At 67.2% G+C, this 25391-nt stretch carries 31 protein-coding genes; 11 read left to right on the forward strand and 20 right to left on the reverse strand.

The genetic code is table 11. From position 1 onward, the window contains the following. From VET27_RS01350 to VET27_RS01380, 7 genes are all read right to left on the reverse strand, one after another. Positions 1–1367, reverse strand: a 1367-nt coding sequence (locus VET27_RS01350) for an AMP-binding protein (RefSeq protein WP_526514584.1), incomplete at its 3' end; no start/stop codon positions are given. Between the two features lie 475 nt (positions 1368–1842). Then, positions 1843–2235, reverse strand: a complete 393-nt coding sequence (locus VET27_RS01355) for a hypothetical protein (RefSeq protein ID WP_526514585.1) — start codon at positions 2233–2235, stop codon at positions 1843–1845. Positions 2236–2244: 9 nt separating this feature from the next. After that, on the reverse strand, positions 2245–3471 hold the full coding sequence (locus tag VET27_RS01360) for an O-succinylhomoserine sulfhydrylase (RefSeq protein ID WP_526514586.1): 1227 nt from the start codon (positions 3469–3471) through the stop codon (positions 2245–2247). Then, the gene (locus VET27_RS01365; RefSeq protein WP_526514587.1) at positions 3468–3881 is read right to left on the reverse strand and encodes a rhodanese-like domain-containing protein; all 414 of its coding nucleotides are present in this window, start codon (positions 3879–3881) and stop codon (positions 3468–3470) included. The genes VET27_RS01360 and VET27_RS01365 overlap by 4 nt, the downstream gene beginning before the upstream one ends. A gap of 19 nt (positions 3882–3900) precedes the next feature. Next, on the reverse strand, positions 3901–4353 hold the full coding sequence (locus VET27_RS01370) for an Rv0361 family membrane protein (protein ID WP_526514588.1): 453 nt from the start codon (positions 4351–4353) through the stop codon (positions 3901–3903). Next, positions 4350–5447, reverse strand: coding sequence for an ATP-grasp domain-containing protein (locus tag VET27_RS01375; RefSeq protein WP_526514589.1), 1098 nt, complete (start codon positions 5445–5447; stop codon positions 4350–4352). Before VET27_RS01375 ends, VET27_RS01370 begins: the two co-directional genes overlap by 4 nt. Positions 5448–5471: 24 nt before the next feature. Further along, positions 5472–5786, reverse strand: a complete 315-nt coding sequence (locus VET27_RS01380; protein ID WP_526514590.1) for a UBP-type zinc finger domain-containing protein — start codon at positions 5784–5786, stop codon at positions 5472–5474. A 53-nt stretch (positions 5787–5839) separates the two neighbouring features. Between VET27_RS01380 and VET27_RS01385 the strand changes: the two genes are divergently transcribed. Beyond that, the gene (locus tag VET27_RS01385; protein WP_526514591.1) at positions 5840–7435 is read left to right on the forward strand and encodes a Na+/H+ antiporter; all 1596 of its coding nucleotides are present in this window, start codon (positions 5840–5842) and stop codon (positions 7433–7435) included. Here VET27_RS01385 and VET27_RS01390 read toward each other — a convergent pair. Further along, positions 7432–7947 (reverse strand): MarR family winged helix-turn-helix transcriptional regulator, encoded by a 516-nt coding sequence (locus VET27_RS01390; protein WP_526514592.1) that lies wholly within the window; start codon positions 7945–7947, stop codon positions 7432–7434. The two genes, VET27_RS01385 and VET27_RS01390, sit on opposite strands and share 4 nt — an antisense overlap. A gap of 136 nt (positions 7948–8083) precedes the next feature. Here VET27_RS01390 and VET27_RS01395 point away from each other — a divergent pair, with 136 nt between their 5' ends. Further along, entirely contained in the window at positions 8084–9292 is a 1209-nt protein-coding gene (locus tag VET27_RS01395) for a cytochrome P450 (protein ID WP_526514593.1), read from the forward strand. Positions 9293–9302: 10 nt separating this feature from the next. Beyond that, a complete protein-coding gene (locus VET27_RS01400) occupies positions 9303–9491 on the forward strand; it encodes a ferredoxin (protein WP_526514594.1) in 189 nt (62 codons plus the stop codon). Here the strand turns inward: VET27_RS01400 and VET27_RS01405 are convergent. From VET27_RS01405 to VET27_RS01415, 3 genes are all read right to left on the reverse strand, one after another. Next, on the reverse strand, positions 9477–10139 hold the full coding sequence (locus VET27_RS01405; RefSeq protein ID WP_526514636.1) for a hypothetical protein: 663 nt from the start codon (positions 10137–10139) through the stop codon (positions 9477–9479). The genes VET27_RS01400 and VET27_RS01405 overlap by 15 nt on opposite strands. 127 nt (positions 10140–10266) lie before the next feature. Then, complete coding sequence (locus VET27_RS01410; protein ID WP_526514595.1) at positions 10267–10893, reverse strand: PaaI family thioesterase; 627 nt, start codon at positions 10891–10893, stop codon at positions 10267–10269. Next, complete coding sequence (locus tag VET27_RS01415) at positions 10890–12185, reverse strand: adenylosuccinate synthase (protein WP_526514596.1); 1296 nt, start codon at positions 12183–12185, stop codon at positions 10890–10892. The genes VET27_RS01410 and VET27_RS01415 overlap by 4 nt, the downstream gene beginning before the upstream one ends. 89 nt (positions 12186–12274) lie before the next feature. Here VET27_RS01415 and VET27_RS01420 point away from each other — a divergent pair, with 89 nt between their 5' ends. Continuing rightward, positions 12275–12883 (forward strand): peptidase M50, encoded by a 609-nt coding sequence (locus VET27_RS01420; protein WP_526514597.1) that lies wholly within the window; start codon positions 12275–12277, stop codon positions 12881–12883. A gap of 14 nt (positions 12884–12897) precedes the next feature. Continuing rightward, a complete protein-coding gene (locus tag VET27_RS01425; RefSeq protein ID WP_526514598.1) occupies positions 12898–13677 on the forward strand; it encodes a site-2 protease family protein in 780 nt (259 codons plus the stop codon). Positions 13678–13683: 6 nt separating this feature from the next. Here the strand turns inward: VET27_RS01425 and VET27_RS01430 are convergent, their stop codons facing one another. Further along, positions 13684–14100, reverse strand: a complete 417-nt coding sequence (locus VET27_RS01430) for a DUF3151 family protein (protein WP_526514599.1) — start codon at positions 14098–14100, stop codon at positions 13684–13686. A gap of 101 nt (positions 14101–14201) precedes the next feature. Here VET27_RS01430 and VET27_RS01435 point away from each other — a divergent pair, with 101 nt between their 5' ends. Then, positions 14202–14921, forward strand: a complete 720-nt coding sequence (locus tag VET27_RS01435; RefSeq protein ID WP_526514600.1) for an Rv0361 family membrane protein — start codon at positions 14202–14204, stop codon at positions 14919–14921. Between the two features lie 149 nt (positions 14922–15070). Then, positions 15071–16891 (forward strand): flavin-containing monooxygenase, encoded by a 1821-nt coding sequence (locus VET27_RS01440; RefSeq protein ID WP_526514601.1) that lies wholly within the window; start codon positions 15071–15073, stop codon positions 16889–16891. Here VET27_RS01440 and VET27_RS01445 read toward each other — a convergent pair. After that, on the reverse strand, positions 16888–17559 hold the full coding sequence (locus VET27_RS01445) for a S1 family peptidase (protein WP_526514637.1): 672 nt from the start codon (positions 17557–17559) through the stop codon (positions 16888–16890). The genes VET27_RS01440 and VET27_RS01445 overlap by 4 nt on opposite strands. Before the next feature lie 192 nt (positions 17560–17751). On the opposite strand from VET27_RS01445, the gene VET27_RS01450 reads away from it, so the two are divergent. Both VET27_RS01450 and VET27_RS01455 read left to right on the forward strand, forming a co-directional pair. Further along, positions 17752–18267 carry a phage holin family protein gene (locus VET27_RS01450; protein WP_526514602.1) on the forward strand — a complete coding sequence of 172 codons (516 nt, stop codon included), beginning with the start codon at positions 17752–17754 and terminating at the stop codon, positions 18265–18267. Then, entirely contained in the window at positions 18267–19253 is a 987-nt protein-coding gene (locus VET27_RS01455; RefSeq protein ID WP_526514603.1) for an alpha/beta fold hydrolase, read from the forward strand. The genes VET27_RS01450 and VET27_RS01455 overlap by 1 nt, the downstream gene beginning before the upstream one ends. 1 nt (position 19254) lies before the next feature. Here VET27_RS01455 and marP read toward each other — a convergent pair whose 3' ends face one another. Genes marP through nth form a run of 4 tightly spaced genes read right to left on the reverse strand, consistent with a single transcriptional unit; the run spans position 19255 to position 22587 of the window. Further along, on the reverse strand, positions 19255–20442 hold the full coding sequence (marP, locus tag VET27_RS01460) for an acid resistance serine protease MarP (protein ID WP_526514604.1): 1188 nt from the start codon (positions 20440–20442) through the stop codon (positions 19255–19257). Further along, positions 20439–21230 (reverse strand): NUDIX hydrolase, encoded by a 792-nt coding sequence (locus VET27_RS01465; protein WP_526514605.1) that lies wholly within the window; start codon positions 21228–21230, stop codon positions 20439–20441. The genes marP and VET27_RS01465 overlap by 4 nt, the downstream gene beginning before the upstream one ends. Next, positions 21227–21892, reverse strand: a complete 666-nt coding sequence (locus VET27_RS01470; protein WP_526514606.1) for a TlpA family protein disulfide reductase — start codon at positions 21890–21892, stop codon at positions 21227–21229. Before VET27_RS01470 ends, VET27_RS01465 begins: the two co-directional genes overlap by 4 nt. 14 nt (positions 21893–21906) lie before the next feature. Next, entirely contained in the window at positions 21907–22587 is a 681-nt protein-coding gene (gene nth, locus VET27_RS01475; RefSeq protein WP_526514638.1) for an endonuclease III, read from the reverse strand. 177 nt (positions 22588–22764) lie between these two features. Between nth and VET27_RS01480 the strand changes: the two genes are divergently transcribed. Together VET27_RS01480 and crp are read left to right on the forward strand one after the other, a co-directional pair. Further along, entirely contained in the window at positions 22765–23076 is a 312-nt protein-coding gene (locus VET27_RS01480; RefSeq protein WP_526514607.1) for a hypothetical protein, read from the forward strand. A 100-nt stretch (positions 23077–23176) separates the two neighbouring features. Next, the gene (gene crp, locus VET27_RS01485; protein ID WP_263997190.1) at positions 23177–23851 is read left to right on the forward strand and encodes a cAMP-activated global transcriptional regulator CRP; all 675 of its coding nucleotides are present in this window, start codon (positions 23177–23179) and stop codon (positions 23849–23851) included. A gap of 69 nt (positions 23852–23920) precedes the next feature. On the opposite strand, the gene VET27_RS01490 is transcribed toward crp, so the two are convergent. The 3 genes from VET27_RS01490 to sp36 all read right to left on the reverse strand — a co-directional run bounded on the left by VET27_RS01490 (position 23921) and on the right by sp36 (position 25319). Beyond that, positions 23921–24637, reverse strand: coding sequence for an MBL fold metallo-hydrolase (locus tag VET27_RS01490; protein WP_526514639.1), 717 nt, complete (start codon positions 24635–24637; stop codon positions 23921–23923). A gap of 68 nt (positions 24638–24705) precedes the next feature. Continuing rightward, positions 24706–25161, reverse strand: a complete 456-nt coding sequence (locus VET27_RS01495; protein ID WP_526514608.1) for a RidA family protein — start codon at positions 25159–25161, stop codon at positions 24706–24708. Next, positions 25158–25319, reverse strand: a complete 162-nt coding sequence (gene sp36, locus VET27_RS01500; protein ID WP_140700206.1) for a Sp36 family protein — start codon at positions 25317–25319, stop codon at positions 25158–25160. The genes VET27_RS01495 and sp36 overlap by 4 nt, the downstream gene beginning before the upstream one ends. Between the last annotated feature and the right edge of the window lie 72 nt (positions 25320–25391).

Genomic DNA, 25391 nt, shown 5'->3' on the forward strand with positions numbered 1-25391 from the left:
TTGATCCGACCGATGATGAAGAGTTCGCCATCGGACATCACTCCGAGGTCGCCGGTGCGCAGCCAGCCCGATTCCGGTGTGCCTGGTGTGGGATCGAGCAACGCGGCGTCGAAGGTGCGCGCCGTCTGCTGGGGGTTGCGCCAGTACCCCATGGCGACGTTCTCCCCGTGTACCCAGATCTCCCCGATCACGTCCGCCGGGTTCTCCGTGGCGGTGTCCGGGTCGACGATCCGCAGGGTCATCGCGCGCGGCGGTCCGTAGCTGACCAGTTCGATTCCACCGGTCATCTGGTTCTCGGACCGCGTCGCACGGCCCGCCGACAGCGTCTCGTAGTCGAACCGGACGGTGCTGCCCGCCCGCTCCGGCTCGGGGGTGGCCGCGTAGACCGTCGCCTCGGCCAGGCCGTATGACGGTCTTACCGTCGTCTTCTGAAGGTTGAACTGACTGAACCTGTCATTGAACCGGGTCAGGGTCGACGTGTGAATTCTCTCGCTGCCACTGATGATGCCCGACAAATTGCCGAGATCCAGTCCAGCCATGTCGGCGTCCGACGTCCGCCGCACCGCCAATTCGAACGCGAAGTTCGGTGCCGCGGAGAAGGCGTGGGTGTTCTGGGCGAGTGTCTGGATCCACCGGGCAGGTCGCTGCAGGAAGGCCATCGGGCTCATCAGTACCGCGGAGAAGCCACATTGGATCGGTGCACAGATCCCGAAGATCAGACCCATGTCGTGGAAGAACGGCAGCCAGGAAACCACGGTCAAGTCTGCCGGGGGCGCCCCGCCGAGGTCCTCGAAGTAGTCGGCCATCACCTGCTCGAGGTTGGCGATGACGTTGCGATGGGACACCATGACGCCGGCGGGCAGCCGGGTCGACCCGGAGGTGTACTGCAGATACGCCGGACGGGATCGCACCGTTCGAGCAGGTTCGGAGTCGACGAACGCGTCGAGATCCAACGCGTCGACCTCCACCACGCGCGGTGCGGAGTGGCCCTCGATCGCGACCGCATAGTCGTGGGCGACGTCGCCGACCGCCGACGTCGTCAGGATCACGGTGGGCAACGAGTCGCGCAGCGCCGCGGAGACCCGCTCGTCGTGCGACCCGGCTTGGGGCACCGACAGCGGGACGGCGACGAATCCGGCGTGCAGCGCGCCCAGGAACGCGATCACGTAGTCGAGTCCCTGCGGGGCCAGAATCGCGACGCGGTCCCCCATCGAACCGCACAGCGCGAGCTCCTCGGCGACCACGCGAGTCCTCTGGTAGACCTGCGACCACGTCAAGCTCTCGGGGTAGCCGTCGGGGTCGAGCTCGTAGTCGACGAAGCTGAACGCCACCACGTCGGGCTGTCGGTCCGCCCGATCTCGCAACATGCTCGAAATCGAAGAACTCGATGCGGACGATTCAACCAAGGAAGCTCCAGTCACGGACAACCCGCCACCACCCTGTTCTCTCTCCATTGAGGGACCCGTTCTATTGAGGGACCCGTCCAGCTCGAGCGCGGTGGCGGTCTATACGGGCACGTCAGCGCGTTCGTCCGACGTCCGTTGCTCCCCCGGTGCCAAAATCCGTCGCTGTAGGTCGTTCGCTGTGGCCGATCGAAACTGGATCCACCGAACAAACCTACGGCGAACATACCCGCCTTTTGACGGCGACGTCATATTTCTGGGATGTCGACGGGCGCGCGGCAAAGGCTCGCGAGTTAGCTACCACCTGGTAGAAACAAAGACAACCAGGTAGGAGAGCGGTGGGTATCTGCCGATCGCATTGAGAATAGAATTAGCTGCTCAACATAATTTTTGATCGCGGATTCGCCAGGAAGGTCGAGGGCGAAGGGGCCGCGGAGGACTACTCGACGGACGGCAGCGGGGCGCCGATCCGGTGCGACTCGATCTCGCCCAACCGCGCGAACAGTGCCTCGACCGTGAGCGCGATGTCGGTGGCGTCCTCGGTGGAGCCGACGAGGATCACGTGCGGTTCCTCGGGGTCGGTGAGCCAGATTCGGGTCACCGGTTCCACGGATTCGTCGCCCTCGTCGTCCACCTCGACTCCCGACGGCGGGTAGTACCAGGTGACGAAGTCCTCGGTCGAGAAGTCGCGATCGAATTCCCAACCGCGCGGAATGATTTCGTCCGCGATGCGCGCGACGCCCCTGATGTCGGCGTGCACGTCGTCGGGCAACCAGCTGTCGTTGCGGGCACCGAGACGCTTCTTGCGCCGCGCCTTCTTGGCCGCACTCAACCGCGACATCTAACTCAGCGCCTGATCCAGATCCGCGATCAGGTCCTCGGTGCCCTCGAGCCCGATGGAGACCCGCACCACCGCGTCGCCGAGGCCGATCGCCGCGCGCCCCTCCGGGCCCATCGCACGGTGCGTCGTAGTGGCGGGATGCGTGATCAGCGACTTGGCATCGCCCAGGTTGTTCGAGATGTCGATGACACGCAGCTTGTCGAGCACCTCGAAGGCGCGCTCCTTGGTGCCGCCCGCCAACTCGAACGTGACGACCGTGCCGCCGCCCCTCATCTGACGCTTGGCCAGGTCGTACTGAGGATGCGATTCCAGGAACGGGTACTTCACCCATGACACGGAGGGATGGTCCTGCAGGAACTCCGCGACCCGCTGCGCCGAGCTGTTCGAGTAGTCCACCCGAACCGCCAGTGTCTCAAGGCCTTTCAACATGGTCCACGCGTTGAACGCACTGATCGCCGGGCCGGTGTGGCGCATGAGTTTCTGCACCGGCCCGTCAATGTAATCCTTGTCGCCGAGGATTGCGCCGCCGAGGACCCGCCCCTGACCGTCGATGTGCTTGGTGCCGGAGTACACGACGACGTCCGCCCCGAGCGGAAGGCCCTGCTGCAGCAGCGGTGTCGCGAAGACGTTGTCCAGCACCACCTTCGCGCCCGCGGCGTGGGCGAGGTCGCTCACCGCCGAGATGTCGACGAGCGACTGCATCGGGTTCGACGGCGTCTCGAAGAACACCGCCTGAGTCGGCACCGACAAGGCCTCCTCCCACTCGGAGAGGTTCTCGCCGTCGACGAACACCGTCTCCACGCCCCACCGCGGCAGGATCTCGTTGCAGACCACGAAGCACGAGCCGAACAGGCTCCGGGCGGCGACGAGCCGATCGCCGGCTCCCAGCAGAGCACCGAGGGAGGTAAACACGGCGGCCATTCCGGTCGCCGTCGCGAAGGCGGCGGGCGCATCCTCGATCAGACGCAGCCGTTCCTCGAACATCGCGATCGTCGGGTTGCCGTAACGCGAGTAGACGAAGCGGTCGATCTCACCGGTGAACGCCTTCTCGGCATCGGACGCCGAGCCGTAGACGTACCCAGACGTCAGGTACAGAGCTTCGGAGGTCTCCTCGAACTCGGACCGCAGCAGGCCACCGCGCACCCCGATGGTCGCCTGACTCACGCCGTCCGGCAGTGGCTTCGGGATCCGCACCGAAGGCACGGGCTGATCCTCGGAACCGCTCATGACTGCTTCCAGGGCAGGCCGATGGCCTTCCAGCCCGTCCCACCGCGATGTCCCTCGTCGTCGAGGTTGCCCTCGAAGCCGTCGAGCACGTTGTAGGACGGCGCGATTCCCGCCTCGGTCGCGGCTTCGGCCGCGCCGATGGACCGGTTGCCGGAGCGACAGAGGAAGATGAACGGGCGCTCACCGGGCGTCACTCCCGCGGCCACCAGATCGTCGACGAACCCGTCGTTGTGCGTGCCGTCGGTGCGGCTCCACTCGACGTACACGACGTCGCGCTGCAACGAAGAGACGTCGGGCACGCCGACGAAGCGCCACTCGGCTGCGGTCCGACAGTCGACCAGCACGGCCTCGGGGTCGTCGACCAACAGCTTCCACGCCTCTTCAGGGGTGATGTCTCCCGCATAACTCACGACCGCGAGTGTCCCATATCTAGCTGGAGCAAACCTTCCACGCCCCGTCCTCCTGGGCGAAGCTCAGCTCGGCTTGAGACTTCGTTTCCGCCGTCTTGTCGAAGTGGTACGTGACGGTCGCCGAGGCGCGGTCACCGTCGACGCGAATGTCCGTGACGTCGTCGAGGTAGCGCTCCCCGTTCTCGGCCACCGAATCGCGCTGGCGGGCCAGGAAGTCCGCCTCGGCGCCCCGCTCGGCGCGGCACGTGAACTCGCGGAATGCGGAGTAGTCCTGGCGTTGCAGCGCGTCGTTCTGACCGACGGCCGCCCGAGCCACCTGATCTCCGGTCGTGGTGGTCTTCGACCCGAAGACGTTGAACGAAACGATTGCGATCACGACGATCGTGATGACCACCAGCGCACCTAGGAAGGGTGCGATGGTCGGGCGGTCGGGTTCTGGCTCTGGCAGCTGGATGGGCCCCGAGTCCGTCACGATCCGAGTCCGTGCAGCACGGTCGACACCCGATGCGCTCGATCGCGGGCACGCACGACGTCGGGGGCGGTCGCGATCGCGACGGACGTCGTGTCCAGCAGCCGCACGTCACTCTCGGGCACGTCCAGGGCCTCGACCAGTGCGCTGCCGGGGACGTTCCGCCGCGTGCCCACCTCCGCGGCCGCCGGCGAGATCATGATCGTGTCGACGGACAACCCGAGAATCGCCCGGGCATGCAGCTCGAACTGCGAAAGTCGTTGCGAGCGCAGGGTCACCAGCCCGACGTCGAATGGTTGTGCGTCGACGGTGGCGAAGTACACCTCGTCGCCGCGTACCAGCAATTCGACGGCGAACACGCCCCGGCCGCCCAGCGAATGGACGATGCGCGCCGCGATTGATCGCCCGGCATCGAGGGCCGCGAGTGACAATCGGTGCGGCTGCCACGTCTCCAGCGGCGCGCCCTCGGCTCGCCGGTGCCCGATCGGTTCGCAGAACTGCACTGCGGGTCCCGACGCTTCGGTGGTGCGCACGGTGAGCAGCGTGACCTCGTCGTCCACGTCGACGACGGTTTCGGCCATCACCCGATTGGACCAGGCCGGGCCCGCGGCGAAGGCGCGCTTCCAGGCCGGCTCGACGTCGTCGGGCCGCGTGAGGACCGACTGGCCGTCGGTCACCGTGCCGGTCAGTGGAGTCACCACCAACGGGAAACCGGCGTGCCCGGCGACCGCGGCCAATTCCTCGGCCGACGAAGCGAACCAGAACGGCACGGTCGGCAGACCCAGTTCGTCGCCCGCCAGCTTGCGGAGCCCCTCGCGATCCGCGCCGAGCCGGGTCGCGCGCGGCGTCGGGAAGACCTCCACGGACTCCCGCTCGGCCGCGGCGATGAGCACCGCCGGCGAGACGTCCGCCGACACGGCGACCACGTAGTCGGGCTGATGCTCGTCGAGCAGGGTTGCCACCGCGGCACCGTCAGGGCACTCCTCGACGCGCGTGACGGCGACGCCGAGCCGCTCGAACGCCAGGGCCAGGTCGGGACCGGTGTCGCCCGCACCGAGCAGCAGGACGGAGTTGGAACGATCGGTGGTTTCACTCATTGCCTGTCCACCCTGCCAGACCGATCAACCCAGTTGGATGTCGACGTAGCACCATCGCCAGTTCTCGCCGGGCTCCACCGAACGCATGACGGGGTGGTCGGTCTCGTGGAAGTGCCTCTTGGCGTGCTTGTGCGGGCTCGAGTCGCAGCATCCGACGTGCCCACACGTCAGGCACATCCGCAGGTGAGCCCAGGTACTCTCACCGAGTTCATCGCATTCCTGGCACATGCCCGGTGTGAGGGGTTCCGGCGCGGCCGCATCGTCAGCCTCGGCCAGGTGCTCGCACGTCCGGGGCGACGGCGGGGAATTCCTGTCGCGCTGTCGCGTTCTCCTCCGCATGCCGTCAACAATAGGGCGGTCCCGGTCGGGTCCCAGACAGGAGGTTTGGCAGCGTGGGTGGTGCCTCATTGCTTGCGGTCCTCGTGGTGTCGGTGCTGCTCGCCGGTATTGCGCGCCGATACGACGTGTCCGGGCCGTTGGCGCTGGTGGTGGCCGGATTGCTGGCGGGCCTCATCCCCGGCGTGCACGGCATCGAACTCGAGCCCGATCTGGTGTTGTTCGTCATCCTGCCGCCGCTGCTGTGGTCGGCGGGACTCGAGAGCAGCTACGTCGCGCTGCGCAAGAACACCCGCAGGATCGGTCTGCTGGCAGTCGGGCTGCCCCTGGTCACGACGTTCGCGGTCGGTATCGTCGCATATCAAACGGTGCCGGAGCTGACGGTCGCCGCGGCACTCACGCTTGGCGCGATCGTCGCACCGCCGGACGCGGTGTCCGCGACGGCGATCGGCCGCAGGCTTGGACTTCCGCGCCAGATCATGACGCTGCTGGGTGGCGAGAGCCTGCTTAATGACGCGACGGCGCTGACGGCCTACAAGGTCGCGCTCGCGGCGGCGATCGGTACGGCTGCCACGTGGGGCACGCCGTTGTTCACGTTTGGCCTCGCCGCCGTCGGCGGCACCGTGATCGGTTGGGCCATGGGCTCGCTCATCGTGTACGTCCGATCCTGGCTCGGCGACTCGTTGGTGGAGAGCGCGCTCGGCCTGGTGGCGCCATTCTTCATCTACCTGCTCGCCGAGGAGGTGCATGGCTCCGGCGTGATCGCCGTCGTGGTGGCGGCCCTGATCATCGGCCAGCGCTCGACGAAGGCCAGCTACGCCACCCGACTTCAGGACACCGCGGTGTGGAAGACACTGCAGTTCGTCCTGGAGTCGTTCGCGTTCCTCCTGATCGGCTTGCAGCTGCCGACGGTGGTCGCCGAACTGAGAGGGATCTCCGCCTCGGTGTTGGCCATCGCTTCGGCGGCGGTGCTGGCGACGGTGATCGGCGTCCGAATCATCTGGGTGTTCCTGATGGCGTACGTGCCGCGCAAGCTGTCCCGACGCATCCGGGAGAACGAGGAAGCCCCGACGAAGGCACAGGTCTTCATCGTCGCGTGGGCGGGGATGCGCGGCGTGGTGTCACTGGCCGCCGCGTTCGCCGTGCCCGTCAGCACCTTGTCGGGTGATCCCTTTCCCGGCCGAGCGCAGCTGGTGTTCCTGACCTTCGTGGTCGTCGTCGGAACGCTTCTGCTGCACGGGCTCACCCTGCCCTGGATCATCAGGGTGCTCGACGTCCAGGGCGACGACGCCCATCAGGACGCCCTCGACGAGGCCGCGGCCCAGACCAAGGCCGCCCAGGCGGCCGCCGACCGACTCGACGAGATCATGGCCGCACAACGTGCGGAGTCGGACGTCCCCGAACGCGCCGCCACCATCCTCCGGCACTGGAACGACCGTCGCAGCAACTCCGCGTGGGAGCAGCTGGGCCGCGGCGACGATGAGATCGGCGAAGGCCCCGCGGCGGCATTCCGGCGCCTCCGACTCGAGATGCTCAAGGCGGAACGGGAGACGTTCATCGCCGAGCGCGATGCAGGCAGGATCAACGACGAGGTCCTGAGGTCGGTGCTTCGGAGCCTCGATCTGGAGGAGGCGACGCTCGACCGCGACTAGAGGTGCGCCTGGGACGTCTGAGGCGACACCAGGTCGGCGCGGAATCTCTTCATGGCTCCCACCATCGCGGCGAACGCGCGGTGCGCCGCCTCGAGATCCGAGTCCGGCAGGTCGGCCATGGCGCCGTGGCTGTGCTGAGCCAGGCTGGTGAAGAACGCGCGCGCCAATTCCATGCCGTGCTCGCCGTAGCGAAGGATCACCTTGCGTCGATCGGCAGGGTCCGCCTCGCGGCGCAGATGTCCGACCTCGGTCATCCGCTCGACGAGATACGTGATCGCCGCACCCGACAGGCCCATCTGTTTGCGGAGATCGCCTGCAGTCATCCGCACACCCCTGGTCTCGGAGATCATGACGAAGAGCAGGGCACGAAATTCGTTGGCGGACACGTTGTTCTGCTCAGCAAACGCGCGGGAGATCCAATCCGACTCCGACGTCAGCTCGCGAATATCGGCGCCGATGAGTCGCTCGAGCGCGAGGCGATCGGTGGCGTGATCGGTTCCGCTGCGCATCATTTGGCCGACCCCCCTACCACCTGGTTCCAGCACAAGTCTAGTTCCCATGTCCACACTTGCCGATCTTGATCGATGCCGAGGGGGACTGCGGGGCGCGTTCGGCGATTGATTCGGAACCATCGGTACCGTCGAATGCATGACCGCTTCGGCCCCCTCGCTGCCACCAGTGCACATGCGCCGCGACGCCTTCGATCCCACGCCGGAGCTCGGCGAGATTCGGCAGGGCGCCGGAGTCCAGACCGTCGTCAACGCGTTCGGCATGACGGTGTACCTGGTGACCAGGCACGATGACGTCAAGCGGGTGCTGTCCGACTACGAACACTTCTCCAACACCCGGCCACCCGGGTTCGTGATTCCCGGCGCCCCTGTCATGCCCGACGAGGAACAGGCCAGCGCTCGGGCGGGCAACCTGCTCGGCCTCGACCCGCCGGAACATCAGAGGCTGCGCCGGATGCTGACCCCGGAGTTCACCATCCGGCGGATCAAGCGGCTGGAACCCAGGATCACCGAAATCGTCACCGAGCACCTCGACGCGATGCAGGCCGCCGGGCCGCCCACCGACCTCGTCGAGCACTTCGCGCTGCCCATCCCGTCACTGGTGATCTGCGAGCTGCTGGGCGTGCCCTACGAGGACCGCGCGGACTTCCAGGCCCGTTCCGCTCGCCAGCTCGACCTGTCGCTGCCGATCCCCGAGCGGTTCGAGATGCAGCGCCAGGGCCGCGCGTACATGCAGTCCCTTGTCGCGCGGGCCCGCAGCCACCCCGGCGAGGACATCCTCGGCATGCTGATCCGCGAACACGGCACCGAGCTGACCGACGACGAGCTCATCGGCATCGCCAGCCTGCTGCTGCTGGCCGGCCACGAGACGACGTCGAACATGCTGGGGCTGGGCACCCTCGCGCTGCTGCGTCATCCCGACCAGCTGGCGGCCGTGCGCGACGATCCGGACGCCATCGGCCCCGCGATCGAAGAACTGCTGCGGTGGCTGTCGATCGTGCAGACGTCGATCCCCCGGATCACCACTGCCGACGTTGAGGTCGCCGGCGTGCCGATCCCCGCCGGACAGCTGGTCGTCGCCTCACTCCCGTCGGGCAACCGCGACCCCGAATTCACCGCTGCGCCAGACACTCTCGACATCCGTCGCGGCGTGCCCGGGCACCTCGCCTTCGGTCACGGGGTGCATCACTGCCTTGGCGCTCCGCTCGCGCGGATGGAGATGCGGATCGCGTGGCCCGCCTTGCTGCACCGCTTCCCGAACTTGGCGCTCGCCGAGGACTTCGACGACGTCCAGTTCCGCTCGTTTCACTTCATCTACGGACTACGGTCGTTGTTGGTGAGTTGGTAGTGAGGTGGACATGAGACTCGAAGCCGATCACGACGCGTGCATCGCGTCGGGAAACTGCGTGATGATCTCCGATGTGTTGTTCGATCAGGACGACGACGGCATCGTGGTGCTGCTGGCCGAGGACGTGCCGGAGGCCGAGGAGGACCACGCCCGCGAGGCGGTCAACATCTGCCCGGCGTCGGTGCTACGCCTCGCGTGACGCCCTGGGTTCCTCGTCGCCGGGGTGCAGGTCGATCACGCCCGCCCGGTTGAGCACGAACAGGCTGACGATCAGCACCCACACCGGGAAGGCCAAAGTGATCCACATGCTGACGTCCGCGGCGATCAACAGCGCCACCACGACGGCGTAGGTCGTCATCACCAGCCAACGCGGCATCAGGCTCGTCTTCAGCCAGATGGTGGCCAACGACACCATGAACACCGCGGCCATGCGCAACGCGTAGGTCTTGGTCAACGTCATCATCAGCACCTGCCCGAACGCCACGATGTCGGCGTGCGCGGCCGCGTCGGTGGCGAACGAATGGCTCGACGACAGGGCCACGCCCACTGCGCTGGCGACGAAGGTGATCGCGAGGAACAGCAGTCCGCTGCCGATGAAGACCGACGAGAAGAACTTGTCCTCGTAGCGACCGAAGCCGTCGCGCACGACGCCGATGAACCACAGGAACGTGATGCCGGCGAACGGCATGAGGATGGCCGCGACGCGAATCCTGGCCCGACCGCTTTCGATCCATTGGGCGCCCACCTCGGGGTGCTCGGGCAGCGTCGTGCGGATCAGTATCAACGCGGCCGCGAACAACACCGCGAACAGCACCCCGGCCACCGCCGCCGCGCGCGGAGTCGACAGCTTGCGGAGATGTCGCTGGGCGGCGGCGTCGGTCACGGGCTCATGCTCTCACCGACTTCTGCGCCAGGGTCGCAGAATCGCGCCGAGCACGGCCTTGCCGCAGAACTCGCGGCCATGGAGCGGTGCGTCAGGGTTGGCCGGGCAGCAATCGGATCATCAACCCGTTCGCCTCGGCGCACAGCGTGCCGTCGGGACCAAGCAGTTCGGCGTTGACGAGAGCCTTGCGGCCCTCGACCGAACGGATCCAGCCCCGCGCGCTCAGCGGAGTGTCGACCGGCGTGACGTTGCGGTAGTCGACGTGCAGGAAGCCGGTGCGGCTGATCGGACGCCCCGCGGCATGAATCACCATGCCGAAGATCGAGTCGAAGAGCAGCGGGAGCACCCCACCGTGAACGGCCGAGTTACCCCCGACGTGAAAGCGGCTGAACTGCACGCCCAACTCGACACCGTCGGCCTCGAACCTGGTGATGCGATAGGGCGGCATCAACAGGCTGCCCGATCCCGGAAGCGTGGGCACCCGGTTGGCGGGACCAACACCCTCGGCCGCCTCGAAGGGGTCAAGCAACTTGACCAGTTCCTCGACGCGGGCGGCCGCGTCGACCCACGTGTCGCTGTCCGGATCGGCCGATACGGCGAGATCCTGCAACCTTCGCATCGACGACAGGAACCGCCCGAATCCCGGCCCCGGCGTTGCGGGTTCGAAGACGGGGAACCCGCCGTGGTGGTCGTAATCGGGGTCGGTCGGCTCGCTCACGTGACTGCCAGGATGTCACGCCGGACGATGGTCTGCTCACGGCCGGGCCCGACGCCGATGCACGAAACATGGGCGCCTGCAAGCTCTTCCAACCGCAGCACGTAATCGCGCGCCTTGGCGGGCAGGTCGTCGAACTCGCGTGCGTCGGAGATGTCCTCCCACCAGCCCGGCAGTTCCTCGTAGACGGGCTGGGCGCGGGCGAGGTCGCTCTGAGTCATCGGCATCTCGTTGGTGCGCTTGCCGTCGACGGTGTAACCGACGCACACCGGCACGGTCTCGAGACTGGACAGTACGTCGAGCTTGGTCAGGAAGTAGTCGGTGATCCCGTTGACGCGGGTGGCGTAGCGGGCGATGACGGCGTCGAACCAGCCACAGCGCCGGGCCCGCCCGGTGGTGACGCCGACTTCACCGCCGGTCTTGGACAGGTACGCGCCGAACTCGTCGAACAGTTCCGTCGGGAAGGGACCCGAACCGACGCGCGTGGTGTACGCCTTCAGGATTCCCAGCACCGTCGTGATCCTGGTCGGCCCGATGCCCGACCCCACGGCAGCACCGCCCGCCGTCGGGTTCGAGGACGTCACGAAGGGATACGTGCCGTGGTCCACGTCGAGCAGCGTGCCCTGCGAGCCCTCCAGCAGCACCGTCTCGCCGTCGTCGAGTGCGACGTTCAGCAGCAGCCGGGCGTCGGCGATGCGGTGCTTGAAACCTTCGGCCTGCTCGAGCAGCGCGTCGCGCACCTCGTCCGGATCGAGCGCCTTGCGGTTGTAGATCTTGACGAGCACCTGATTCTTGAATTCCAGTGCGGCGTCGATCTTTTGAGTCAGGGAGTCCGGGTCCAGCACATCGGAGACGCGGATGCCGATGCGCGCGATCTTGTCTTGATAGCAGGGTCCGATACCGCGGCCCGTCGTGCCGATCTTCTTGCTGCCCATGTAGCGCTCGGTCACCTTGTCGATCGCCACGTGGTACGGCATCAGCAGGTGAGCGTCGGCCGAGATCAACAGCCGTGAGGTGTCGACGGCGCGGTCCTCGAGACCCATGAGCTCGGTGAGCAGCACACCGGGATCGACGACGACACCGTTGCCGATGACGTTGGTGACCCCCGGCGTCAGAATGCCCGACGGAATGAGGTGAAGGGCGAAGTTCTCACCTCCGGGCAGGACGACGGTGTGCCCGGCGTTGTTGCCCCCCTGGTAACGAACAACCCACTGGACGCGGCCACCGAGCAGATCGGTGGCCTTTCCCTTGCCCTCGTCGCCCCACTGGGCGCCGATGAGGACGATTGCCGGCATGGCGTTTCTCCCGCTTATCTGCCTCGAATACTGTGACAGCCGGTGACACACCCTATCCGACCTGATCCCGGCTGTTTGCAAGGAGTGCGTTGACCGCCCCGAATGTCGTCGTGCTGCGCTTCGGCGAGCGGCGTGTGCCCCGACCCCTGGCCGAGCTGTCCGTCGTCGACGTCACCGATCCGAAGGACGTCGACGCCACGTCCGGGGCGCGGCGACTGATCGTGTTGGGAACGCACGCCGACCTCGCGGTCGTGCTGGCCAGGCTGCTGCGCGCCGACCGACTCGACGTCGAAGTCGCACTCGTCCGATCGTGCTGGGCGGCGCGGCGGGCACGCACCGCGGCCGCGCGACGGGTTCCGTTGATCCGCGACGAAACGGGCGCCGTCCTCGTGCGGGTCGGCTACTGGCTGCCTCCCGACGAGGCTGCGCGCACCGTCGCGGGCGAGGCGGTCGTCGACGACACGCTGCTCTTCGACGGCGAGGTGACGGGCGTGCGGATCGAGCCGACGCTCGGGCTGCCGGGCCTGCGGGCCAGCCCGCTCACCGGCCGGATGAGGCCGCGACGATGGGTCACCGGCCGGGTCGCGCAGCTCGGCACGACCGGTGTGCTGGTGGTTCGCGACGGCGTGAAGGCCGCCCGCCCGGCGCGGAGGTCGACGTTCTACCGCCACACGCAAGGCTGGTTGGCGGTCCGTTGACGTAGTTTCGTGGGGTGAGCGTCCGTCCGCTGCGCCAGTCGGTGCGCCCGAGTCCGATCTTCCTGGCGATCGTGGTGATCACGGCCGTCGGCGGAGTGGTCGCGTGGCTGGCCGAGTTCGACCGCACGCCGCTGGCCTACGTCGGCGTGTTCGTCTTCGTCGTGTTCGGCTGGCTGGTGTCGCTGTGCCTGCACGAGTTCGGGCACGCCTTCACCGCGTGGCGTTATGGCGACCGCGACGTCGAGATTCGTGGCTACCTGACGCTCAACCCCTTGAAGTACTCGAACCCGCTTCTCTCACTGGGCATTCCGGTGTTGTTCATCGCACTGGGCGGGATCGGTCTGCCTGGCGGTGCGGTCTACTTGCGCACCTGGTCGATGACCAAGCGGCAGCGGACGACCGTGAGCCTGGCGGGCCCGTTCGCCAACGTGGTGCTCGCGATCGTGCTGCTCGCAATCACCGCCGCGTTCTGGACCCCCGAGCATCTGGTGTTCTGGGCGGGCGTGGCCTTCCTCGGCTTCCTCCAGGTGACGGCCGTGTTGCTCAACCTGCTGCCGATCCCCGGCCTGGACGGTTACGGCGCCCTGGAACCGCACCTCAAGCCGGAGACCCAGCATCAGCTGGCACCCGTCAAGCAGTGGGGTTTCATCATCCTGTTCGTCCTGCTGATGGCTCCGATGCTGAATGCGTGGTTCTTCTCGCTGGTGGCCTGGTTCGTCGACCTGGCCGGCGTCCCGGGCGGGCTGTGGCCGCTCGGCGGTCAGCTGACGCGCTTCTGGTCCGCCTGGTTCTGACCGGCGCTAAGCGAGGCCGAGCTGTCCGCGCGCCGTGCGATCGCAGTCATCGAGGAGGTCCAGGCATCGCTGGTACTCGTCCGTCTCGCCGATGGCGTCCGCGGCGTGAGCCAGAGCCGCCACACAGCGCAGGAACCCACGATTGGGTTCGTGGGCATAGGGCACCGGGCCGAAACCCTTCCACCCGTTGCGGCGAAGCTGATCGAGACCGCGGTGGTAACCGGTACGCGCGTAGGCGTACGCCGTGACCGCCTTGTCGTCGGCGAGGGCCTGCTCGGCCAACGTCGCCCACGCCACCGACGCCGACGGATGAGCAGCGGCGACGATCGCCGGATTCTCCCCTGCGGCCAGTTCGGCCTCGGCCTCGGTGTCGCCAGGGAGCCGGACCGGATCAGGCCCCAGCAGATCGCCCATGTGAGTCATGCGCCTATTGTGCCGTGCGGATCCCACGGCGATGTCTTCAGGCTTCGCCCGGTGCGGGTGGATAAGCTCTGCAGTAGTCACGAGGGAGGACTGAGGCACCAATGTCGAACCCATCGGGGCCGGACGAGAACGACGAGCCGGTCGCGGACGATGCGTCAGCACCAGAGACCGAGGTGATCGATCCCGCCGCTCTGGCCGGGGCCACGGACGCCGAGCAGCCCGAGCGCAGATTCACGGCGCCGTCGGGGATGGATGCCGGCAGGACCCAGATCATCGAGACCCCGTCGGAACCGGCGACCGAGATCTTCGCCGTATCGCAAGCACCCGTTGCGCCGCAACTGATTCCAGGCCGGGCGGACGCTCCCAAGCCCCCTGGGCGCCGCCGCAGTTGGGGCTGGGTCATCGCGCTGGTCCTCGTCATCGCGGCACTGGCCGCGGTCGCGATCCTCGGCACCCTGCTGCTGAGCCGTGACGATCCGCCCGCGATCTCGCAGGAGGACATGGTGCGCACGACGATCCAGAACTTCGACACGGCGATCCAGAAGGGCGATCTCTCCACACTGCGCACCATCACGTGCGGTGAGACGGCCGACAGCTACATCAAGTACGACGACAAGCAGTGGAGCGACATCCACTCGCGCGTGGCCGCGGCCAGGCAGTACCCGATCGTCGCCAGCATCGACGAGGTGGTCGTGCACGACGGTCACGCCGAGGCCAACGTCACGACGTTCATGGCCTTCGACCCGTCGACCCGCTCGACGCGGAGCTTCGATCTGGAGTTCCGCGACGAGCAGTGGAAGATCTGCCAGGCGCCTCAGTAGCGACTTCGGCGTGACTGGTCGCGCTGAGCGCAGTTCGCTGACCGATAGTTCGCGCGCCGAAATCGCGAGGTGGGCTAGGAGTGCGCACGCCGAGTGCAACCCGGTGCAACCCTTGTGCTGGGTGGCACCGCTGGTGTGCTCTGAGTCACATGACCGAAACGATCGAAAAGCCGGCCCCCGCCGCACCCACGCCACAGGCCCGCGTCGACGCCTGGCTCGCCGACTTCGAAGCCGCCCTGCGCGTGCGAGACATCGAACGGGTCGTTGCGAAGTTCGCCGTCGACAGCTTCTGGCGCGACCTCATCTCCTTCACCTGGAACATCAAGACAGTAGAGGGGCGCGACGGCGTCGCCGACATGCTCGGTGCCCGGCTCGCGGAGACGAGCCCCTCGGGGTTCCGGACGCGTGAGGAACCTACCGCCGACGGGGACGTCACCTCGGCATTCATCGAGTTCGAGACGGCGGTCGGCCGCGGCACCGGACACCTTCGCCTCAAGGGCGACGAATGTTGGACGCTGCTCACCGCGATGCAGGAGCTGAAGGGCTACGAAGAACGCAATGGTCCGACCCGCGTCATGGGCGCGGTACACGGCCTGGACCCGGACACCCGGTCGTGGGCCGAGAAGCGCCAGGACGAGGAGGCCTCGCTGGGGTACGGCAATCAGCCGTACACCCTGGTGGTCGGTGGCGGCCAGGGCGGCATCGCGCTCGGCGCCCGGCTGCGTCAGCTCGGCGTGCCTGCCATCGTCGTCGACAAGCACGAGCGGCCCGGCGACCAGTGGCGCAAGCGCTACAAGTCGCTGTGCCTCCACGACCCGGTCTGGTACGACCACCTGCCTTACATGCCGTTCCCGCAGAACTGGCCGGTGTTCGCGCCCAAGGACAAGATCGGTGACTGGCTGGAGTTCTACACCAGGGTCATGGAGGTCCCGTACTGGTCCAAGACCAGTTGCGTGTCGGCATCGTTCGACGACGCCGAGAAACGGTGGACGGTCGAGATCGACCGCGACGGCGAGCGGCTGACGCTGCATCCCACACATCTTGTGCTGGCCACCGGCATGTCGGGCAAGCCGAGCGTTCCGACCCTGCCCGGCCAGGACGTCTTCCGTGGCGAGCAGCACCACTCCAGCGCCCACCCCGGCCCGGACCGGTACACCGGCAAGCGCGCCGTGGTGATCGGGTCCAACAACTCCGCCCACGACATCTGCAAGGCGTTGTACGAGAACGGCGTCGACGTCACGATGGTGCAGCGGTCGTCGACTCACATCGTGAAGTCGGATTCGTTGATGGAGATCGGGCTCGGTGATCTGTACTCGGAACGGGCGGTGGCCTCCGGCATGACGACCGAGAAGGCCGATCTGACCTTCGCGTCGCTGCCGTATCGAATCATGCATGAGTTCCAGATCCCGATCTACGACGCCATCCGCGTACGCGACAAGGACTACTACGAGCGTCTGGCGGCGGCGGGCTTCGAATTGGATTGGGGCGACGACGAATCCGGGCTCTTCATGAAGTACCTGCGCCGGGGCTCGGGGTACTACATCGATGTCGGCGCCTGCGATCTGGTGGCGGACGGCAGCATCAAGCTGGCCCACGGACAGGTCGACCACCTGACCGAGGACGCCGTGGTGCTCGGCGACGGCACGGAACTGCCCGCCGACGTCGTGGTCTACGCCACCGGGTACGGCTCGATGAACGGCTGGGCGGCCGACCTCATCGGTCAGGACGTCGCCGACAAGGTCGGCAAGGTGTGGGGTCTGGGCAGCGACACCACGAAGGACCCCGGCCCGTGGGAGGGCGAACAGCGCAACATGTGGAAGCCGACCCAACAGGAGAACCTGTGGTTCCACGGCGGAAATCTGCACCAGTCGCGGCACTACTCGCTGTATCTCGCGCTGCAGCTCAAGGCGCGCTACGAAGGTCTGCCGACCCCGGTGTACGGACTACAGGAGGTCCATCACCTCAGCTAGGTGGCTGGCGCGGCGCCGACCGGGACGAAACCGGAGCCCGGTCGGTTCTTCGCGTTGATGTCGGCGAGCACCGCGGTCATGGACATCGTGACCGCGGGGGTGTGCAGCGGGATGAACTTCACCACGCACGTCGGAAGGTCCTCGCTGAAGGCGCCGTGGATCATGCCGACGAGGAGGTTGTTCACCGTGACCGGGGCGCCCGAGTCGCCGGGCTGCCCGCACACCTGGTTGAGGATCGTGCCCGGCTGGTCCCCCGGCCCCCAGGTGACGCCGCACGAATACCCCGTCGTGCGGCCGAGCTTGCAGGCATTCTCGCCGAACGCCGGGTCGGGCCCCAGACCGTCGATCTCGAAGCCGTCGATGGTGTTGACCGGTTGCACCTTCTGCGGGTCGAACTGAATGACAGCGTAGTCGAGGCCGTCGTTGCCCGCGACCATCGTTCCGACGACGCCGCCGGCCTGCGCGGCTTCGGAGGCGACCTGTGCGCCGGGCCCGCCACAGTGCGCGGACGTGAAGCCGATCAGATTTCCGCGGTTGTCGTTGCCGATCGTGGTGAGGGTGCAGAACGTTTCGCCGTCGATCACGATCCCCGACCCGCCGCCGAGGACCACGAGGTCATCGGCCCGGGAGGTCGCGATGTGAGGCGTGGAGAGGGAAGAGGCGAGCAGGACGGCCACGGAAACGAAGATGGCGGACACCAACGATTGTCGGCGGTAGTTCCGTGGTACCTGCAAGAAACCCCCTAGCGACAGCCCCGGCCCATGACCAAACGCCGTCAGTCTATCGTCGGGCGGAATCGTTGGGCTGGCCGCGACATGGCAACATGGGCCACGAATACATCGAGCGGGGAGGACGTGTCCGTGAGCAATGGCGACCGCAAGAGCGGCGTTCCGACGACGGTGACCTCGATTCCGCTGGTCGACCCGCATGCGCCAAAGCCCGACCCCTCCGTGGGGGACCTGGTCAAGGATGCGACGTCACAGATGTCCACCCTGGTGCGCGCGGAGGTCGAACTCGCCCGCGCCGAGATCACCCGTGACGTCAAGAAGGGTCTGACGGGCAGCGTCTACTTCATCTTGGCGCTCGTCGTCCTGTTCTACTCGACGTTCTTCTTCTTCTTCTTCGTCGCGGACCTGCTCGACCTCTGGCTCCAGAAGTGGGCGGCGGATCTCATCGTCTTCGGCCTGATGCTGGTGACGACTGGACTGCTGGCGTTCCTCGGCTACCTGAAGGTCAGACGGATCAGGGGCCCGCAGAAGACCATCGAGTCCGTCAAGGAGGCCCGGGTCGCGCTGATGCCCGGCGGCGACAAGCCGTCCAAGCCCGTCGCTTCGACCAACGGCGTTGCATCGACCGCTGATCCATCCGGCTGGTAATGGCCCGGGGCCGCGACCGCGGCGACGTCAAGCAGCCGCCGCCCGATCCGTCGGTCACGCGAATCGCCGGTCCGTGGCGTCACATGGACGTGCACGCCAACGGCATTCGCTTCCACGTGGTCGAGGCGAACCACCGCGCGGAGGAGTCATCGCAGGTGGCCGACCAGCCACTGGTGATCTTCCTGCACGGCTTCGGATCGTTCTGGTGGTCGTGGCGACATCAGCTTCGCGGATTGCAGGGTGCGCGGGTGGTGGCCGTCGACCTACGCGGTTACGGAGGCAGCGACAAACCGCCGCGTGGATACGACGGATGGACGCTGGCGGGCGACACCGCGGGGCTAATTCGCGCACTCGGCCACGAGACGGCGACGCTGGTCGGGCACGCCGACGGCGGACTCGTCTGCTGGGCGACCTCGGTCCTGCATCCCAGGGTGGTGCGGGCCATCGCCGTTGTCAGCTCGCCACACCCGGTGGCGCTTCGCGCGTCCGCGCTGACCCGTCGCGACCAGAGCCTGGCCCTGCTGCCCTGGATGATGCGCTACCAGGCCCCCTTCTGGCCGGAGCGGTCCCTGACGCGCGACGACGCCGCCGAGCTCGAGGACGTCGTCCGCAGCAGGGCTGGTGCCAAATGGCTTGCTTCCGAGGACTTCTCGGAAACGATCTGCCACATGCGCCGGGCCATCCAGATACCGTCGGCGGCCCATTCGGCGCTGGAGTATCAGCGTTGGGCGGTGCGCAGCCAGCTGCGCAGCGAGGGGCGACGCTTCATGCGCTTGATGAAGCGACCGCTGGCGGTGCCGGTGCTGCACATGCGCGGTGACGCCGACCCGTACGTGTTGGCCGACCCGGTGTACCGCACGCAGCGTTTCGCCCCGCACGGTCGATACGTATCCATCGCAGGCTCCGGGCATTTCGCGCACGAGGAGGACCCCGAACACGTCAACGAGCAATTGACGAGGTTCCTCGCGGGCGTCTACGCCGGTTGAGTCAGGAGATGCAGGTGTCGGTAGCCACGCGCTGAGTGTTGCCCACCTTCGCCATCTGCTTGGCCACCTCGTTGGAGGTGAGCACGAAGCCGGTGTCCGCATCGTCGACTGCCGCACCGAACACCACGCCGAGCACCTTTCCGTCCTTGTCGATCAGCGGCCCGCCCGAATTCCCTTGCCGCACAGTTCCTCTGATGGTGTAAACCTCGCGGGTGACCGTTGTCGTGTGATAGATGTCCGGCCCGTTGAGCTGGATGATCTCGCGGATGCGGCCGGGGGTGGCGGTGAACTCCCCGCCACCGGGATACCCCATGACCACCGCATCGGTACCCGTGGGCGCCTCCTGCATGTCGAACTGCAGCGGCGTCGACGGCAAGTCGGGCACGTCGAGGATGGAGATGTCGGCGTTCGGGTCGTAGGACACCACGGTCGCGTCGTAGGTCTTGCCGTCGGACTCCACCGTCACGCTCTCGGAGCCGGCGACGACGTGCGCATTCGACATGACCCGGTTGGGTGCGACGACGAACCCGCTGCCCTCGAGCACCTTCTGGCAGCTCGTCGCCACGCCGCGGATCTTCAGCACGCTCGGCCGGGTGGCCGCGACGACGGGGTCGTTCACCAGTGCCGCGTTGGGCGCATCGACGTTGACGATCGGGGTGCGGCCGAACGGCTGCAGCACGTCGGGCAGTCCAGAGGTGTCCAGCAGCGACGACAGCCGCGTCGGCACCCGCTTCAACCACGCTGGCGCTACCTCGTCGACCGTCGACAGCACGCGCGAACCACGCACGGCCGCTGCAAGATTGGGTTGATCCGAGGACGTGAGCGGGGTGGCGAGCAGCCAGGCGGCCACCATGACCGCGACGAGTTGGAGCGCGACCCCGACGGCTGAGTCGACGGTGCGCAGTCCCCCGTGCCTGATGGAACCGCGCACGGCCCGGCCCAGCACGACGCCCGCGATCTCACCGATCACGACGAGTCCGAGGATCAGGAACAGCGCCACGAACAGCTTGGTCCGCGGCCCGTCGACGTGGCCCACCACGTGCGGCGCCAGCAGCACGCCTGCGACGGCGCCGAGGATGACACCGACGAAGGACAGCAGCGAGCCAAGCGCCCCGGAACGCCAGCCGGAGACGGCGGCGACGAAGGCGATGGCGAGGACGGCCAGATCAAGCCACTGCGACGATGTCATTGTTGGCCCTCACCGTAATCGCTGCCGCCGCCGACCAGGGTCATTGCCGCATCCAATTCGCGGACGTCGTTGCTGTCCCACGGCTCCGCCCAGCCTGCGACGTCGAGGATGGCGGAGATGACCTGGCCGGTGAAACCCCAGACGAGCATCTGGTTGAGCAGGAACGCGGGTCCGGCGAACCGACTGGTGTTCTCCCTGCGGTACACCATCAGTCGATTCTCGGGGTTGATGAAGGCGCGAACGGGGACGCGGGCGACGATCGCCGTCTCACTATGGTCGACGACGCCCACCGGTCCAGGGTCGGGCGAGTAGGCGAGCACGGGCACGACGTGGAAGCCCGACGGTGGGATGAACATCCGGTCGAGCGTGGTCAGAGGCTGCAACCGGGCGGGGTCGATGCCGGTTTCCTCGCGAGCCTCCCGCAGGGCGGTGCCGACGGGTCCGCCGTCACCCGGATCGGCCGCACCGCCGGGGAACGCCGCCTGTCCCGCATGTTGGCGCAACGTCGACGCCCGTACGGTGACTAGGAGGTCGGCGTCGTCGGGCAGGCCGCCGGAGGACGAGTCGAACGGTCCCGAGAACAGGACCAGCACGGCGGCGTCACGCTTGGCTCCGGTCAGCGTCGCCGTAACGTTGGCCGCGGAGATCGCCGCGAGCATGCTGGCCGGCACCCGCCTGCGGTACGCACGCGGCACGTCACCGACGTTCTCGACCAGCGGCTTCAGCCACGACGGAGCGGCTGCGGCATCGAGGGGAGCCAGCGGTCCCCCGTCACCGTTGGCGTTCAACCACGCACTCCCATCCCTGGATTCACCGCCGCCGCGATCTCATCGGCGCTGGTGAACGCGCGCGGCAGGATTTCGGCCACCGTACCGTCCGAGCGCAGGACCACGGTGGCGGGCATGACGTTGGGCACCTGGAGGGCAGCGGCCAGCAGCCGTCGACCGTCCTGAAGGGTGGGGAGTCGGACGCCCAGCTCGGCCAACCGCAGCAGCGCGGCCGTCTCGTTCTCGTCCTGGTGCACGGTCAGCACCGTCACCGCCGAACCCATCCGAAGTTGGTACTCGGCCATCGCGGGCAGTTCGTCAGCGCAGGGACCGCACCAGTAGGCCCACAGGTTCAGCACCACGTTGCGGCCGGCGACCACGCGTCCGACGTCGACGCGGCTGCCGTCCGCTGCACATTCGACCGTGATCCCGCCGAGCGCCTCGGGACTGGGGCCTGCCGACGGTGCGGGGCACGGCGGAAGGTCGGCCCGTGCGCGAGGGCCCCTCAGCGCCTCGGGGGTGTCGGCGTCGCGGTGCTCCCGGGCGACGCCTGCAGACGACGAGCCGTTGCCTGCACTGCCGTCGCCGCCCGGATCCTCCGACCCGACCTCACGCCACAGCGCGACCGCGAGAGCGACGACGACGACGAGCACCGCCACGGTCCATCGGGTCGACGCGCGCATGGGTCTGGCGGTGCTCAGAGCCCGGCCAGCGCCAGCAGATGCTCCGTTTCGGGACCCTTGACCAGCGCGGCGGCCGTCAACGGATCCGTCGGACCCGCACCGAACGACGGACAGTCCTTGGCCAGCACGCACACTCCGCAGGCCGGCTTCTTGGCATGGCAGACCCGTCTCCCGTGGAAGATCACCCGGTGGCTCAGCAGCGTCCACTCCTTGCGGGGGATCAGCTCACCGATCGCGAACTCCACCTTGACCGGGTCTTCCAGTTCGGTCCACCGCCAGCGGCGGACCAGCCTGCCGAAGTGGGTGTCGACCGTGATGCCGGGAATGTCGAACGCATTGCCAAGGATCACGTTGGCCGTCTTGCGGCCGACGCCGGGAAGCGTCACCAACTCGTCGAGTGTGCCGGGCACCTCTCCGTCGAACCGTGCGACCAGCTCCTGACCCAATCGCATCAGCGAATTCGCCTTGTTGCGATAGAAGCCGGTGGGCCGGACCATGGCCTCGAGTTCCTCGCGGTCGGCGCCTGCGTAGTCCGCGGCGGTGCGGTACTTCGCGAATAGCGCAGGCGTCGTGAGGTTGACACCCTTGTCGGTGCTCTGCGCCGAAAGAATCGTCGCCACGGTGAGTTCGAGCGGATTGGTGAAATCCAGCTCGCAGTAAACGTGCGGAAACGCTTGCGAGAGCGTGCGATTCATCCGCCGCGCACGACGGACCAGACCGACGTGAGTCTCCTTGTCGTATTTGGCGGATTTGGGGGCCACCACTGCGCGCGCTGCCACGCCGTCAGCCTACTGACGGAACCGACAAGTGTAAGCGCGGACCGGTGGCAATTCGTGATCCCACCGAGACCTTCGGCGTGTTTACTTCGCCATGTGTCTTGGTTGCTCGTCGCGTTCATCCCGGGGTTGCTGATGTTGGTAACCTTCGGGCTCGACCGAGTGGAGGCCGGGCTCGACGGCGACACCGTCTCTCCCGCAGACGTCACCGCGTTTCTCGAACAGGCCAAGGCAGACTGCGCCAAACCCGCGGCGCGAACCCACGAGGTCGCGACCTACGAATTGCCCGACGACGAGTACGAGGAACGCGTCATCACCGAATCGCCAAGGGATTTGCCCACGCGCGTGTTCGTCCACCACGGATCGAATCCGGAATTTCTGCCGACTCGCCACGCCCATCGTGTGTAGCGTTGGCACGTCAAGAAGCTGCCTAACGCTTAGACTGATTTCGCCATCCAGCACAGGGTGGCCTTCGCGTGTCATATTTTCCGACGGCTTAAGGGGCAACGTGGACGAGATCCTGGCGAGGGCCGGAATCTTCCAGGGAGTCGAACCGACTGCGGTCTCCGCGCTGACCAAGCAACTGCAGCCAGTCGACTTTCCGCGTGGACACACGGTGTTCGCCGAAGGCGAGCCGGGGGACCGGCTCTACATCATCATCTCGGGCAAGGTGAAGATCGGTCGCCGTTCGCCGGATGGACGCGAGAATCTGCTCACCATCATGGGTCCGTCCGACATGTTCGGCGAGCTGTCGATCTTCGACCCAGGGCCACGTACGTCGAGCGCCACCACCATCACCGAGGTCCGCGCCGTGTCGATGGACCGCGAAGCCCTGCGCGCCTGGATCGCCGATCGACCCGAGATCGCCGAGCAGCTGCTGCGCGTGTTGGCCCGTCGCCTGCGCCGCACCAACAACAACCTGGCCGACCTGATCTTCACCGACGTCCCCGGCCGCGTGGCCAAGCAGCTGCTGCAGCTCGCCCAGCGGTTCGGCACGCAGGAGGGTGGTGCGCTCCGCGTGACGCACGACCTCACGCAGGAGGAGATCGCCCAGCTGGTGGGCGCGTCGCGCGAGACGGTCAACAAGGCGCTCGCCGACTTCGCCCATCGCGGGTGGATCCGCCTGGAAGGCAAGAGCGTGCTGATCAGCGACTCCGAGCGGTTGGCCCGCCGAGCCCGCTAGCCCCCTCCCCCCCGCGATTTCGGCGCGCTAACTGTCGCTCAGCGAACGCAAGCGCGCCCAAATCGCGAGCTAGGAACGTAGATAGTTCAGTTGAGCCTGCACGGACCACTCGGCGTGCGGCCAAAGCTTCTCGTCGACGTCGGTGTAGACGTGTTCGACGATCTGCCTCGCCGTGGCGTCCTCACCGAGAACCCTTAGCGCGTCGCGCACCTGACCGAGACGCTCCTCGCGGTGCGACAGGTACATCTGCGTCACCGCTTCGAGGTCCTCGAGATCGGGTCCGTGCCCTGGAAGGACGGCGCGCCGACCCAGTCCGTTCAGCCGTCGGAGTGATTCCAGGTACTCCCGCAGGCTGCCGTCTTCGTTGTCGATGACGGTGGTTCCTCGACCGAGCACCGTGTCCGCGGTGAGCACCGCACCGTCGACCAGAAAGGACAAGGAGTCAGCCGTATGTCCCGGCGTGGCCATCACGGTGATGCGCAGGCCGGCGGCGTCGATCACCTCGCCGTCGGACAGCGGACCCCCGAGACCGCGAAGAAAGCCGCTGCCCACCGCGCGCACCGTGGCACCCGTGCGATCGACCAGCTTGTCGATGGCATCGGTGTGGTCACCGTGTTTGTGGCTGATCAGGACCAGCGAAATCTTGCCGAGGCTTGCGATCCGGCCGATGTGCTCGTCGTCGTCGGGCCCGGGGTCGACGACGACGATCTCTTCGCTGCCCGGCCCTTGAAGCACCCAGGTATTGGTGCCTTCGAGGGTGAGCATGCCGGGGTTGTCGCACAACATCACCGACGCCGTGTCCGTGACGCGGCGGAGCTTGCCGTAGGCGGGGTGTTCCACGTCGATGCCCGAAGTCACGCCACCTCGACGATGATCTCTACCTCCACGGGCGCATCCAGCGGCAGCTCGGAGACCCCGACCGCCGATCGGGCGTGGGCGCCTGCGTCGCCGAAGACCTCCCCGAAGAGTTGCGACGCACCGTTCACGACGCCCGGCTGGCCGTTGAATCCCGGCGCGGACGCCACGAAGCCGACGACCTTGACCACTCGGGTCACGGCGTCGATGCCGACGAGGGAGTGGACGGCAGCCAGCCCATTCAGCGCACAGATCCTCGCCAGGTCCTTGGCGTCCTCCTGGCTGACGTCGGCGCCGACCTTGCCCGACTGCGGGAGTGTCCCGGCGACCATCGGTAGCTGTCCCGACGTGTAGACCAGGTTGCCCGTCCGCACCGCGGGTACGTACGCGGCCAGCGGGGTCACGACTTCTGGCAGTTCGATGCCGAGCTCGGCCAGTCGCGCCGAGACGGTCACTTGGGCCGTTTCATGTAGGCGACGAGCTGCTCACCGGTGGGACCGGGAACCACCGAGACCAGCTCCCAGCCGTCCTCGCCCCACTGGTCGAGAATCTGCTTGGTCGCGTGCGTCAGGAGTGCCACCGTCACGTATTCCCACTTGGTCAGTTCGCTCATGGGGCTGAGCTTATCGGTCACCGAGTGCGCGATGGATAGCATGTAATGGTGACCACCGTCGTTCCCGAACCC

Origin of the sequence: Mycobacterium sp. (assembly GCF_035633495.1) — a bacterium.
Classification (GTDB): Bacteria; Actinomycetota; Actinomycetes; order Mycobacteriales; family Mycobacteriaceae; genus Mycobacterium.